We start from the raw sequence: 13,138 nt of genomic DNA on the forward strand, positions 1-13,138 counted from the left end.
GCGCCGTCACCGGCATGTCCCGCACGACGACGTTCGACGAACTCCTGGTGCGCGTCCGCGCCGGTGGGCTGGGTCCGGATCCGGCCTCGCTGCGGATCGCCGTGGCGTTCACCACACGGCAGGCGGTACGACACGACGGGCGCGGCACCGGCTACCACAACGAGGTCCTCAGCCTGCGTCTGGGCAGCGCGGTCGGCTCGTGCGCGGTGGAACCGGGGGCGCTTCCCGACCATACGGTCGAGGAGTGCGCGGGCGCCGAACTGGCCGGACTGCTGGAACATCCCCTGCTGCCCGTTCGGGTGGCCGCGCTGGACGCCTACCTGATGCACATCACCCCGCACACTCCGGAGAACGGCGCGTGTCCCGTCCCGTTGCCCGCCGGAACCTCGTTGGAGAAGTCCCGTGTTCGGGCGAAGGCCGTCGTCGAACTGCTCGATCTGCGGCCGGGCTCCGTCGTCCTGGTGGTGGGGGTCGTCAACTCCCTGCTGGAGGCGCTGCGTTCGAGCGGGCTGGGCTATGTGCCGTGTGACCTCAAGGGCGGGCTGACCGAGTGGGGCGAGGCGGTCGTCACCGACGCGCTCGCCGAGGCCGGCCGCTGCGACGCCCTCCTGGTGTCCGGGATGACACTGGGCAACGGCACGTTCGAACCGCTGCGGCAGCATGCGCTGACGCACGGCAAGCAGCTGGTGATGTTCGCCCAGACGGGCAGCGCCGTGCCGCCCCGCTTCCTGGGCCACGGCGTGAGCGCGGTGTGCGCGGAGCCGTACCCCTTCTTCTGGCTGGACGGGGGCCCCGGCACCGTCCACCACTACCGGGCCGGCGACGCGGGAGGCACCCGGTGACCGCGACCGCCCTGCGCCCTGCGGCCCGCCCGGAGCTGCTCGCCCTGCTCGGTCGCACGCCTCTGGTCCGCGTCACCACCGACCTGCCCGGCCCGCACCCCGGCTTCTGGGCCAAGCTCGAAGGGCTCGCGGCGGGCGGCATGAAGGCACGGGCCGCCGTGTCGATGCTGCTGGGCGCCCGGGAGCGCGGCGAACTGCGGCCCGGCGCACCGGTGGTGGAGTCCACCTCCGGCACCCTCGGCATCGGGCTCGCCTTCGCCGGTCAGGCTCTCGGCCATCCCGTCGTCCTCGTCGGCGACCGCGAACTGGAGCCGTCCATGCGGCAGTTGCTGCGCGCCCATGGAGTGCGGTTGGAGATCGTGGACCGCCCGGCGGATCAGGGCGGCTGGCAAGCGGCACGGCTCGCACGGTTGCGGGAACTGCTGGCAGCGCTCCCCGGCGCGTACTGGCCGGACCAGTACAACAACCCCGACAACAGTGCCGGTTACGCCTCGCTCGCCGCCGAACTCGTCGACCGGCTCGACCATCTGGACCTCCTGGTGTGCAGCGTCGGTACCGGCGGCCACAGCGCCGGGATCATCGGCCCCCTGCGCCGGCGCTGGCCCGCACTTCGGCTGGTCGGCGTCGACTCGACCGGCTCCACCATCTTCGGCCAGCCCGCCCGGCCACGGCTGATGCGCGGCCTCGGCAGCAGCATCCACCCGCGCAACGTGGCCTACGACGCCTTCGACGAGGTCCACTGGGTCGGCCCCGCCGAAGCCGTCGACAGCTGCCGCCGCCTGGCCCACGGCAGCTTCGTCAGCGGCGGCTGGAGCACGGGCGCCGTCGCCCGCGTCGCCGCCTGGGTCGCCCGCGTCCACCCGGGCGCGGTCGTCGCCACCGTCTTCCCCGACGGCCCGCACCGCTATCTCGGCACCGTCTACGACGACGACTTCGCCGCAGCCCACGGCCTCGACCCGGCCACGGCGGCCACCCGGCCCATGGAGATCCCGCACCCATGCGCGGCCGAGGCCGTCGGCTGGGTGCGCTGCACCCGCGTCACCGACCCGCTGAAGAGCCCGCCGAAAGCCGTACCCCACCAGGAAAGGATCCCGTGAAAGCCAGCCTGCGCACCGTACGCCTCGAACTCGCCGAGCCGCTGCGCATCTCCCGCTCCACCATGACCGCCCGCGACGCCGTATGGCTGAGCATCGACCACGAAGGCGTGCGGGGCTACGGCGAAGCAGTCACCAGCGTCTACTACCGCCTCGACGCCGACACCCTGGAAAGGCTCCTCGCTGCCGTCGCCGTGGATCTTCTCCGCTTCCCCGACCCCGAAAGCGCGCTGGACGCCCTGCGCGGGGGCGAGCTGGCCGGTGGCAGCACTCCGCCGGCGGTGACCGCCACCGTCGAGGCGGCACTGCTCGACCTCGTCGGCAGGCGTGCGGGCAGTCCCGTCCACCGGCTCCTGGGTGCCCCTGCCCCACCGGTCGCGGCCACCGCCCGCACCATCGGCATCACCTCGCGCGCCCACGCGGCGGCACAGGCCCGCCGCCTCTCGGCGAGCGGTTTCGAGGTCATCAAGGTCAAGGCAGGGTCTCCCGATCCGGCGGACGACGTGGAGCGCGTGCGCGTCATCCGCGACGCCGCGCCCGGGGTCCGACTGCTCCTCGACCCCAACGGGGCATGGACCTCGGCACAGGCCCGGGAGTTGCTGCCCCGGTTCGCCGACCTGGGTGTCGAGGCCGTCGAACAGCCGCTCGCGCCGGGCGCCCCGGAGGAACTGGGCGCGCTGGCGGAACGCTCACCCCTTCCGGTCATCGCCGACGAGGACGCCGTGGACATCGACGACGTCCGCCGCCTGGCCGGACGCGTGCAAGGCGTCAACGTCAAGCTCGCCAAGTGCGGCGGGGTGCACGCCGCCCTGCGCATCGCCGCGCTGGTCGACGGCACCGGCACGGAGCTGATGCTGGGCTGCCTGGCCGCCAGCAGCCTCGGCCTCGCGCCCGCCGTGCACCTCGCCGACCGGGCCCGCTGGGCCGACCTCGACGGACACCTGCTGCTCGCCCGCGACCCATGGACCGGGATCGGCGGCGCGGACGGCTTCGTGCAGGCAAGTGACCGGCCCGGCCTGGGAGTTCAGGAGGTGGGGACGTATGAGGACGTGGCGTGAGATGCGCCGGTTCCCGCTCGCCGTCCAGCTCCTGCTGGTCAACCAGCTCGGCGTGAACACCGGCTTCTACCTCCTCATCCCCTACCTCGCCACCCACCTCACCGAGAACCTCGGCATGTCGGCGGCCGTCGTCGGCATCGTCCTCGGGGTGCGCAACCTCAGCCAGCAGGGCCTGTTCATCATCGGCGGCTCCGCCTCCGACCGGCTCGGCGCGCGCGGAGTCATCATCGCCGGGTGCGCCCTGCGGACCGTCGGGTTCGCGCTGTTCGCGCTCGGCGACGACCTGGCCGTACTGGTCGCCGCGTCCGTGCTCAGCGGGCTCGCCGGAGCACTGTTCAACCCGGCTGTGCGCACCTACATCGCCCAGGAGGCGGACGGGCGCAAGGCGGAGGCGTTCGCCCTGTTCAACGTGTTCGCCACCACCGGCGCCCTGATCGGCCCGCTGCTGGGCAGCGCGCTGCTCCTCATGGACTTCCGCACGTCCGCGCTGACCGCCGCCGGCATCTTCGCCGTCCTCACCGTCGCGCAGGCCCTCGTGCTGCCCGCCCGGGACGTCGAACCCGGCAAGGGCACGGTCCTCTCCGACTGGCGTGAGGTCGTGGGCAACCGTGCCTTCCTCGCCTTCGCGCTCGCCATGGTCGGCATGTTCACCCTGGAGAATCAGCTGTACCTGCTGCTGCCCGACGGAGCCCGCGAGGCCACCGGCTGGGACGGCGCCGCCGGGCTCGTCTTCGTCGTCGGCACCCTCACCAACCTGGCACTGCAACTGCGCATCACCCGTGCCCTCAAAGAGCGCGGGAACCGGGCGCGCTGGATCGCCTCGGGGCTGGGCCTCATGGCGCTGGCATTTGTGCCGCCCGCCCTGGTGACGGGAGCCTCGGGCAGTCCGGTGCTGCGCACCCTGCCCGTCCTCGTCGGCGCCCTGATGCTCTACCTCGGGGTGATGGTCACCCAGCCGTTCGTGATGGAACTGATCCCCGACTTCGGCCGCTCCGAACTGACCGGCACCTACTACGGCGTCTTCTACGTGCTCTCCGGCATCGCCGCCGCCGTGGGCAACACCGTCGTCGGCTGGGCCATGGACGCCGGGGAACAGACCGACGCGGGCTGGCTGCCGTGGGCCTGCTGCGCCCTGTTCGGGCTCGCCTCCGCGCTGGGCGTGGTCTGGCTGCACCGCCTCGGCTCACTGCCGACGCCACACAAGCCCGCCGTACCGGCGACGGTCTGAGGAAGGACACGGGATGCCCGCGCTGCGCAACCTGCTCACCGACAACCCCGACCTGTACGAGGCCCGCTTCCCCGATCCCGAACGGCTGGCCGGGCGCTGGGCGGAGGGTTGCCTGCGCCGGTACGGCGCGGCAGCGCGCGTGCTCGACATGGGCTGCGGCACCGGACGCGACGCCTCCCGTCTGCACGACGCCGGCCGCTCGGTCACCGGCGCCGACATCTCCGAGGAGATGCTCGGCCACGCCCGCACCCACCACCCCGGCCCCGAGTACGTCCACGCCGACCTGCGCGGATTCGACCTGGGCCGGGGCGTCTTCGACGCCGTCGTCTGCCTGGACAGTGCCCTGCTGTACTGCCACACCAACGACCAGCTCGACGCCTTCTTGACATCGTGCCGCCTCGCCCTGGCACCCCACGGTCTGCTGGTCGCGGAGATACGCAACGGCGCCTACTTCCTCGGCCGCACCGACCTGCTCGATGCGCCCACCGTCAACGAGTTCACCTGGCGAGGTCGTGCCTACCGCTCCACCACCACGCTCACCCTGGACCGCACGGCCCAACTCCTGCGCCGTACCCGCGTATGGACCATCGCCGACGAGTCGGAGCCGGTCGAGCAGCGTTCCGCGTGGCGGCTGCTGTTCCCGCAGGAGCTGTGCCATCTGCTGACCGCGCACGGCTTCGAGGTCCTCGAACTCCACGACGGGCCCGGCCCGCGCACCGAACCGCCCTGGCAGGAAGGCCAGTTGCCCGGCGACACGACGGACGGAGACCGGCTGCACGTCGTCGCCCGTCTCAACTCCACCCGCTGACCTCACACTTCAAGGGACATCCATGAACGACGAACGTCTCCCCGGCCTGCGCCGCCGCGGCTTCCTCGCCGCCACCTCGCTGGGCGCGCTGGCCCTCACCGGGTGCGGTGGCGGCGAGGACTCCGGCGCCAAGGACGACGGCACACCGAAGCGGGGCGGACGGCTGCGTGCCGCGTTCGCGGGCGGCGGCGCGAGCGAGACCCTCGACCCGCATCTGGCGAACCTGTTCGCCGACGTCGCCCGCGCGAAGGCACTGTTCGACAAGCTCGCCGACTACGGCGCCGACCTGTCCGCCCGGCCCCGCCTCGCCGAGAAGTGGGAGGCGAACAAGACCCTGGACCGCTGGCAGGTCACCCTGCGCGAGGCGACCTTCCACGACGGCAAACCGGTCACCGCCGCGGACGTCCTCTACAGCTACCGCCGCATCGCCGACCCCGACCAGGCGTTCCGCGCCAAGGCGTCCCTGGAACCCATCGACCTCGATGCCAGCCGCGCCACCGGCCGACGGTCGGTCGAGTTCGTCCTCAAGCGCCCCACCGCCGAATTCCCCAACATCCTGGCCGCGTTCGGCGCCTACATCGTCCCGGAGAACGCCTCCGACTTCGACCAGAAGCCGATCGGCTCCGGCCCCTTCCGGTTCGTCTCCTTCAGGCCCGGCCGCTCGGCCGTCTTCCGCCGCCACGACGACTACTGGGAGGGCGCCCCGCACCTCGACGAGCTCGAACTCGTCGTCGCAAGCGAGGAGTCCGCCCGCGTCAACGCCCTCCTCGGCGGACAGGTCGAGTACGCCCACGAGCTCAACCCCACCACCGCCCGGGCCCACGAGGGCAAGGGACAGATCGAGATCGTGCGGCTGCGCAACAGTGTCATGCAGGCGTTCTGCATGAAGACCGACCGGCCGCCCTTCGACGACAAGCGGGTTCGGCAGGCGTTCTTCCTCATCGCCGACCGCGGGGAACTTCTCGACGGCGCCCTGTCCGGCGCGGGCGTGATCGGCAACGACCTGTTCGGCAAGGGCTACGAGTACTACGCCGACGCCCTCCCCCAGCGTGAGCAGGATCTCGACCGGGCCCGCGCCCTGCTCAAGCAGGCCGGCGCCGAGAACCTGAAGGTCACCCTGGACACCTCGGCCGTCGCCGCCGGCTTCACCGAGGCGGCGAGCATCTTCCGCGACCAGGCGAAGAAGGCGGGCGTCACCATCGACGTGAAGACGGGCAGCAAGGACTCCTACTGGGCCGACATCCTCGACAACGGCACCCTGTGCTGCTACCGCTCCGGCGCCATGCCCATCGAGTCCCACATCTCCCAGCGCCTGCTCACCGACTCCACCACCAACGCCACCAAGTGGCAGCACAAGGACTTCGACGCCCTCTACCAGCAGGCCCAGTCCACTCGCGACGAGACCGAACGGGCCGCAATCTACGAGCGGATGCAGCGCCGCCTGTACGCCGAAGGCGGCTTCCTCGTCTGGGGGTTCGGCGACTGGATCCTCGGAACCGCCCGCAATGTGAAGGGGGTTGAGACCGAGGCCCCCGCCAACACACTCGACTGGGCCCGCTTCGACAAGGTCTGGCTCGCGTGAACGGAATGCGTTCCTTCGTCGCCCGTCGGCTGCTGCTCGGCGCCGTACAGACCGTGGCCGTGGTGCTGCTGGTCTTCGCGCTCACCGAGGCGCTGCCGGGCGACGCCGCCGTCGTCCTGGCCGGGGACCAGCCCGACCCCGCCCGGATCGCCGCCATCCGTGAGGCCATGCATCTCGACCGGCCCGCGTACGAGCGGCTCACCGACTGGGCGACGGGCCTGCTCCACGGCGACCTCGGCACCTCCCTGACCTCCGGCCGCCCGGTCGCCCGGTACCTCTCCGACGGCTTCGGCCCGACCCTGCTGCTGACCGCGCTCACCGTGGCCCTGCTCGTCCCGATCGGCTTCGGCCTCGGCGTGCTCGCCGCCCGGCACGTCGGCCGCCTCGCCGACCGGCTGATCAACTCGGTCACGCTCGCCGTGTACGCGGTGCCCGAATTCGCCCTCGGCGTGCTGCTGGTGACCGTCCTCGCACTCCGTCTGGGCTGGCTGCCGCCGACCGCCGTCGGCTACGGCACCGACCTGCTCGGCCACCCCGTCGCCCTCGTCCTGCCCGTGCTGGTCCTGCTGGCCCGCCCGGTGTGCTCCCTGTCCCGCCTGGTGCGGGCCGGCATGATCGACGCGCTCGCCTCCCCCTACGTGGCCCAGGCCCGCCGCTACGGCATCTCCGGCGCCCGCGTCCACTACGCCCACGCCCTGCCGAACGCCCTCGCCCCCGCCGCGCAGCAACTCGCCCGCACCATCGACTGGCTGCTGTGCGGCGTCATCGTCGTGGAGGCCCTGTACGTGATTCCGGGCCTCGGCACCGTTCTGCTCAACGCCGTGGCCGAACGCGACGTTCCGGTGGTCCAGGGGCTCGCCGTGGTGTTCGGCGTACTGACCGTCGTACTGAACCTCGGCGCGGATCTCGTCGCCCATCGGCTCGCGCCCCGGGCGGGGGTGGCCGCATGAGCAAGGCGCGTACGGCCCGCTTCGCCCTCGGTGTGACGGTCGTTGCCGTCCCTCTCGTGCTCGCCCTGATCGGCCCTGTGTTCGCAGGTGAACCGGGCCCGCGGTCCGCGTCCCTCACCCTGGGCGCCGGTCACTGGCTCGGCACCGACTTCGTGGGCCGGGACGTGTGGCAGCAGGTCCTGCACGGCGGCCGGCCGGTCGTACTGACCGCGCTCGCCGCCACCGCCCTGTCGTATCTCGTCGCACTTCCCGTCGGTCTGGTCGGCGCGCTCACCCATCGCCGCTGGCTGGAGGAGCTGCTGATGCGCCCCTTGGACGTCCTGCTCGCCGTACCGTCGATGCTGCTGATCCTGCTGGCCGCCACCGTGTTCTCCCCCGGCGCCGTCGGTCTGGCCCTGCTCGTGGCACTGGTGAACGTGCCCGACACGGCCCGCCTCGTCCGCGCCGCCGCCACCGAGGCCGCCGCCCGCCCTGCGGTCGAGGCACTCCGGATGCAGGGCGAGACCTGGTGGCGGATCGCCGTCGGCTACGTCGGCCGTGCCATGCTGCGCACCCTGGCCGCCGACGCCGGAATCCGGCTGACCGGCGTGCTGTACCTGGTCTCCACGGCCGCCTTCCTCGGCGTCGGGGTCGCCCCTGACGCCGCAGACTGGGCCGTCATGGTCGACCGCAATCGCACCGGCCTGTTCGTCCAGCCCTGGGCGGTCGTCGTCCCCGCTGTGCTGATCATCGCCCTCACCATGGGCACCAACCTGCTCTTCGACGCCGCGCTCGCGGGCGGCCACCGACACGACGGGGATCGGGGCAAGCAGATCCGTGGCCGGGGCGAGGCCGTCCAGAGCAAAAGCAGGAAGTGAAGCACGCCCATGAACCACACAAACGACACCGCAGGCCACGTCGGCACGCCCGCCACCGACGGGAATCCCGTGGCCGAGATCCGCAACCTGCGCGTCGAGATCGGTGGCAGGGCGATCGTCGACGGGGTGAGTCTCAAGGCAGTGCCCGGCAGGATCACCGCCCTGGTGGGAGCCTCCGGCAGCGGCAAGACCACCACCGGCCTCGCCCTGCTCGGCGAGTTCCCACCCGGCGCCCACGTCAGCGGCGATGTGCGCCTGGCGGCCGACGGCCTGGTCGGCTATGTCCCCCAGCACCCGGCCGGTGTCCTCAACCCCGCCCGCCGAATCTCCGCCCTCCTGACGGACATCGCCCGCTCCCAAGTGCGTCACCTGCCCCGTGGCCGACGCCGGACGGCGGCCCGCGAACGCCTCCTGCACGCCCTCGCCGAGGCCCAACTCCCCGACGCCGAGCCCCTGCTGCGCCGCTACCCGCACCAGCTCTCCGGCGGCCAGCAGCAACGCGTCGTCCTCGCCCAAGCCCTCATGCTCGGCGCCCGTGTCATCGTCGCCGACGAGCCCACGACCGGTCAGGACGCCCTGACCAAGAGCCGTGTCGTCGACCAGTTGGCCGCCGTGGCGGCACGCGGCATCGCCGTCGTCCTGCTCAGCCACGACCTGGACGTCGTACGCGTCCTCGCCGAGGAGGTGATCGTCATGAGGGCGGGCCGGGTTGTGGAGTCGGGCCCGGTCGGGCGCCTGTGGCTCGCGCCCCGGCACGAATGGACCCGCGAACTGCTCTCCGAACAGCCGCAGTTCACGCAGCCGGTGAGCGCGACCGGTCGTCCCGCCCTGCGGATACGCGACCTGACCGCCCGCCACCGCAACACCACAGGCGGCACGACCGAGGCACTGCGCATCCCCGAACTCGACCTGCACGCGGGCGAATGCCTGGCCGTCATCGGCCGCTCCGGCAGCGGCAAGACCACCCTCGCCCGCTGCCTCGCCGGGCTCCACCGCGGCCACGACGGAGAGATCCTCCTCGACGACGCACCGCTGCCGCGCAGCCTGCGCCACCGCGATCGCGCCCAACTGGCAGCCGTGCAGTACGTCTTCCAGGACGCGCGGGCCGCCTTCGACGAGCACCGACCCGTCCTGCAACAGATCGCCCGCACCGCGATCCGGCTGCGCGGCACGGAGTCCTCCGCCGCCGTACAGGAGGCCCTGGCCACCCTGGCCGGCCTGGGTCTCCCCGAGGACCTGGTCCACCGACGTCCCGGGCAGCTCTCCGGCGGCGAACTCCAGCGCGCCGCCCTCGCCCGCGCCCTGCTGGCCCGCCCCCGCATCCTCGTCTGCGACGAGATCACCTCCGGCCTCGACACGATCACCCGCCGGGGCATCCTCGGCATCCTGACCACCCTGCTCCGCGACCGCGACGACCTCAGCCTGGTCCTGATCACCCACGACCTGGACACCGCCGCACTGGCCCACCGCATCGCGGTCCTGAACGCCGGCGAACTCGTCGAACAGGGACCGGCCCGACAAGTCCTCACCGCACCGAGCCACCCGTTCACCGTGTCGCTGATGGAGACCTCGACACGCCTGGAGGCGGGAACGGGCACCTGACCGCCGCCGACCGAGCGGTCCGGGCACGGAGTGCCGGCGAAGACCAGCGCAGCCACCTGCCGCCACAGCCCCCTGACCCGCAAGGCAGCGGGGCAGAAGTGGGGGTGCGGCGGCATCCGTGGCACTTCTCTGGGACTTTCGAGCACAGCCCAGGTCCCTGCGGGCCGCCAAGCCGGCGGCCTTGCTGTGTCTGCGGAGACCGTTACCGGGCTGCGATGATCACGACGGCTCCGTTGTCGAAACGGTCACCGAAGCGGTCACCGAAGCCGAAGCCATGGTCGAAGCCGTTGCCGAAACAGAACTCAGGGTTGTTGAAGCAGAACCCACCCTGGTCGAAGCGGCCGAAGTGGTCGAAGCGGTCGAAGCAGTCGCGGTCAAAACACCGGTCGGTGGTCACCCGGGTGTGCACGGTGGGGGTTGCTGCCGCGGCAGTGCCTGCCGCGCCGATCGCGGCACCGGCGGCCACCAGGATGCCGGCCGCGGACGCCCCGACGACGCGCCTCGCGTATTGCGCTCGCATGACGGATGCACCCTTCTCTTCCCTCGCCTTGGACGACTCTCAGCGACACGAGAGGGATGACCGCAGCCACGGGGAGCAGACGGCCTGCTGCAAGCGCGGCCCCGCATATTCGGGCATTCGGGCATTCCCTGTGCCGCGTCTCTACCTTCAGTACGTCAGCGCCGCCCTATGGGATTGGGTTTGGATCGGGTTGGATCGGGATTGGATTGGGAGGGCATGGCGCGGATCATCCGGTGAGGCTGCCGGCGGCATAGGGCACCCCATGGGGGTACTCGCCGGTATCCGCCGGTAACCGCAGGTGGGGTCACTCAGTCGCCGTCCAGGCCTTCGGTCCGCCGCCGCGCCACTCGATCAGGTCCGGGTCGTCGAGCGTCGTGTCGGTCTCGGGCAGGCCGGTTCGGCGCAGAAACTCGACCAGATCGAGCAGGTGATACGCGGTGCCGACGTACTCGCCGCGAATCGTGACCCGCCTGCCGCCGTCAGAGTTCGGCGGCTGAACAATCACGGGCGCGCCTTCCATAGCTACTGAATGCCCCTTGCCGAGCCGCTCATGCCCACCCGCGCCCCTCGAACGCCGCCGGACAGGGAAATCGGCGGGAGGGAGATCGACGGGACCGACCGGCGCGGCGGGCTCCCCCGCCCGCACCGGCGTGACCAGCACGGCGGGCTCCCGGCCCACACCGGGTGACCGGCCCGCACGGGGAGGAATGAACCGGGCGTTCCTGCCTACTCGGGAAGAATGGCTCGGTCCAACGACGAGGTCGCGGCGCTGTTCCAGGAGTACGCGGACCTGATCTCGATCACCGGTGGAGACGCCTACAAGGCGCGCGTCTACGAAAAGGCCGCGCGCGCGATCGGCGGCTACCACGCCGACGTGTCCACGCTCGATGCCAAGGGGCTGCGGGAGATCCCCGGTGTCGGTACGTCGATCGCGGAGAAGGTCGCCGAGTACTTCCGTACCGGCAGCGTGTCCGCGGTCGACGAACTGCGCGCGAAGATCCCCGCCGGAGTCCGGCGGCTGACGGCCATCCCCACGCTCGGTCCGAGGAAGGCGCTGGCCGTCTACGAAGAACTGGGCATCTCCTCGGTGGACGAGCTGGTCGACGCGATCCACGCCGAGAAACTACGCGATCTGAAGGGCTTCGGGCCGAGAACCGAGGAGAACATTCTGCACGGCGTCGAGCTTTTGCAGTCCGCCGGCGGCCGGGTCCTGCTCGATGTGGCCCTGGACCTCGCCGACGCCATCGTCGGAGAGCTGTCCCAGGTGACCGGCTGCCGCCGCTGCGCCTACGCCGGCTCGCTGCGCCGCGTGCGGGAGACGATCGGCGACATCGACGTCCTGATCGCGGCCGAGGAGTCGGGCCCGCTGATGGACGCCTTCACCGGTCTGCCGTACGTCACCGAGGTCATCGCGCACGGCCCGTCGAAGACCTCGGTACGCACCGTCAAAGGGCTGGCCGTCGATCTGCGGGTGGTACCGCCGGATTCCTGGGGCGCGGCGCTGCAGTACTTCACCGGCTCCAAGGCACACAACATCCGCACCCGGGAGCTGGCGGTGCACGAGGGGCTGAAGCTGTCCGAATACGGCCTGTTCGATGTCGAGAGCGGAAAGAAGATCGTCTCCGAGACCGAGGAGGAGGTGTACGCCCGGCTCGGGCTGCCCTGGATCCCGCCGCCCCTGCGCGAGGACCGCGGGGAGATCGAGGCCGGGCTGCGCGACGCGTTGCCCGACCTGGTGCGGGAGTCGGACCTGCGGGGCGATCTGCACACGCACACCGATCTGACCGACGGGCTCGCGCCGCTGGAGGAGATGGCGCAGGCGGCCGCCGAGCGCGGCTACGCCTATTACGCGATCACCGACCACGGGCCGAACCTGTACATGCAGCAGATGACCGAGGAACGGATTCTGGCCCAGCGCGAGCGGGTGCGGGAACTCGACGGCGCGTACGGCGGCGGGCGGGGCAGGCGGCGCGGAATGCGGCTGCTGCACGGCGTGGAGCTGAACATCGACCCGGACGGCGACGTCGACTGGCCCGAGGAGTTCCTGGCCGGCTTCGACCTGTGCGTGGCCTCGGTGCACTCACACTTCAACCAGCCCCGCGGGGCGGTGACCCGGCGGATCGTGCGGGCCTGTGAGAACCCGTATGTCAACATCATCGGTCACCCCACCACCCGCATCCTCGGCAAGCGACCGCCGATCGACGCCGACCTCGACGAGGTCTTCGCGACGTGCGCGCGCACCGGCACCGCCCTGGAGATCAATTCCCACCCCGACCGGCTGGACCTGCGCGACGAGGACATCCTGCGGGCCCGGCGGCACGGAGTGAAGTTCGCCGTCGACAGCGACGCGCATTCCGTTCTCCACCTGGCCAACATGCGCTACGGCGTGGGTACGGCACAGCGCGGCTGGCTCACCGCGGACGATGTGATCAACACCTGGCCGGAGACCCGCCTGCGACGCTTTCTGCGCAAGGAGCGGACCGGACGGCGGTCCCGCGTATGAACCCGCGGCCCGTCCGGTGACCCCGCGGCCCGTCCGGTTCGCCGTCAGGGCGCCGGACGGGCGCAAGCGGCACCCCGAACTCCGGTCGCGGCCC

12 protein-coding genes are annotated in these 13,138 nt (G+C 71.7%); 10 read left to right on the forward strand and 2 right to left on the reverse strand.

Annotation, left to right across the window (positions count from 1 at the left end; translation table 11 throughout):
• The first annotated feature begins 14 nt into the window (after positions 1-14).
• Genes ACWEKM_RS09480 through ACWEKM_RS09520 form a run of 9 tightly spaced genes read left to right on the forward strand, consistent with a single transcriptional unit; the run spans position 15 to position 10,021 of the window.
• Positions 15-842, forward strand: coding sequence for a Rossmann-like domain-containing protein (locus ACWEKM_RS09480; RefSeq protein ID WP_451620619.1), 828 nt, complete (start codon positions 15-17; stop codon positions 840-842).
• Positions 839-1,939, forward strand: coding sequence for a PLP-dependent cysteine synthase family protein (locus ACWEKM_RS09485; protein WP_451620571.1), 1,101 nt, complete (start codon positions 839-841; stop codon positions 1,937-1,939). The genes ACWEKM_RS09480 and ACWEKM_RS09485 overlap by 4 nt, the downstream gene beginning before the upstream one ends.
• A complete protein-coding gene (locus ACWEKM_RS09490) occupies positions 1,936-2,994 on the forward strand; it encodes a mandelate racemase/muconate lactonizing enzyme family protein (RefSeq protein ID WP_451620572.1) in 1,059 nt (352 codons plus the stop codon). Before ACWEKM_RS09485 ends, ACWEKM_RS09490 begins: the two co-directional genes overlap by 4 nt.
• Entirely contained in the window at positions 2,978-4,222 is a 1,245-nt protein-coding gene (locus tag ACWEKM_RS09495; protein ID WP_451620573.1) for an MFS transporter, read from the forward strand. The genes ACWEKM_RS09490 and ACWEKM_RS09495 overlap by 17 nt, the downstream gene beginning before the upstream one ends.
• A 13-nt stretch (positions 4,223-4,235) precedes the next feature.
• A complete protein-coding gene (locus ACWEKM_RS09500; RefSeq protein WP_451620574.1) occupies positions 4,236-5,030 on the forward strand; it encodes a class I SAM-dependent DNA methyltransferase in 795 nt (264 codons plus the stop codon).
• A 22-nt stretch (positions 5,031-5,052) separates the two neighbouring features.
• Complete coding sequence (locus tag ACWEKM_RS09505; RefSeq protein ID WP_451620575.1) at positions 5,053-6,612, forward strand: ABC transporter substrate-binding protein; 1,560 nt, start codon at positions 5,053-5,055, stop codon at positions 6,610-6,612.
• A complete protein-coding gene (locus ACWEKM_RS09510; protein ID WP_451620576.1) occupies positions 6,609-7,562 on the forward strand; it encodes an ABC transporter permease in 954 nt (317 codons plus the stop codon). Before ACWEKM_RS09505 ends, ACWEKM_RS09510 begins: the two co-directional genes overlap by 4 nt.
• Entirely contained in the window at positions 7,559-8,419 is an 861-nt protein-coding gene (locus ACWEKM_RS09515) for an ABC transporter permease (protein WP_451620577.1), read from the forward strand. The genes ACWEKM_RS09510 and ACWEKM_RS09515 overlap by 4 nt, the downstream gene beginning before the upstream one ends.
• Positions 8,420-8,428: 9 nt before the next feature.
• Entirely contained in the window at positions 8,429-10,021 is a 1,593-nt protein-coding gene (locus tag ACWEKM_RS09520) for an ABC transporter ATP-binding protein (RefSeq protein WP_451620578.1), read from the forward strand.
• A gap of 202 nt (positions 10,022-10,223) precedes the next feature.
• Here the strand turns inward: ACWEKM_RS09520 and ACWEKM_RS09525 are convergent, their stop codons facing one another.
• Both ACWEKM_RS09525 and ACWEKM_RS09530 read right to left on the reverse strand, forming a co-directional pair.
• The gene (locus tag ACWEKM_RS09525) at positions 10,224-10,541 is read right to left on the reverse strand and encodes a hypothetical protein (RefSeq protein WP_451620579.1); all 318 of its coding nucleotides are present in this window, start codon (positions 10,539-10,541) and stop codon (positions 10,224-10,226) included.
• A 304-nt stretch (positions 10,542-10,845) separates the two neighbouring features.
• Complete coding sequence (locus tag ACWEKM_RS09530; protein WP_451620580.1) at positions 10,846-11,202, reverse strand: hypothetical protein; 357 nt, start codon at positions 11,200-11,202, stop codon at positions 10,846-10,848.
• A 78-nt stretch (positions 11,203-11,280) separates the two neighbouring features.
• Between ACWEKM_RS09530 and polX the strand changes: the two genes are divergently transcribed.
• Positions 11,281-13,044: a DNA polymerase/3'-5' exonuclease PolX gene (gene polX / locus ACWEKM_RS09535; RefSeq protein ID WP_451620581.1), complete on the forward strand. Its 1,764-nt coding sequence runs from the start codon at positions 11,281-11,283 to the stop codon at positions 13,042-13,044.
• The last annotated feature ends 94 nt before the right edge of the window (positions 13,045-13,138 follow it).

The organism is Streptomyces sp. NPDC004752, assembly GCF_053601275.1.

Coding starts and splice junctions, on each gene's coding strand:
- ACWEKM_RS09520 (WP_451620578.1), top strand. CDS start 8,429: ATGAACCACACAAACGACACCGCAGGCCACGTCGGCACGCCCGCCACC.
- ACWEKM_RS09480 (WP_451620619.1), top strand. CDS start 15: ATGTCCCGCACGACGACGTTCGACGAACTCCTGGTGCGCGTCCGCGCC.
- ACWEKM_RS09525 (WP_451620579.1), bottom strand. CDS start 10,541: ATGCGAGCGCAATACGCGAGGCGCGTCGTCGGGGCGTCCGCGGCCGGC.
- ACWEKM_RS09515 (WP_451620577.1), top strand. CDS start 7,559: ATGAGCAAGGCGCGTACGGCCCGCTTCGCCCTCGGTGTGACGGTCGTT.
- ACWEKM_RS09495 (WP_451620573.1), top strand. CDS start 2,978: ATGAGGACGTGGCGTGAGATGCGCCGGTTCCCGCTCGCCGTCCAGCTC.
- polX (WP_451620581.1), top strand. CDS start 11,281: ATGGCTCGGTCCAACGACGAGGTCGCGGCGCTGTTCCAGGAGTACGCG.
- ACWEKM_RS09505 (WP_451620575.1), top strand. CDS start 5,053: ATGAACGACGAACGTCTCCCCGGCCTGCGCCGCCGCGGCTTCCTCGCC.
- ACWEKM_RS09500 (WP_451620574.1), top strand. CDS start 4,236: ATGCCCGCGCTGCGCAACCTGCTCACCGACAACCCCGACCTGTACGAG.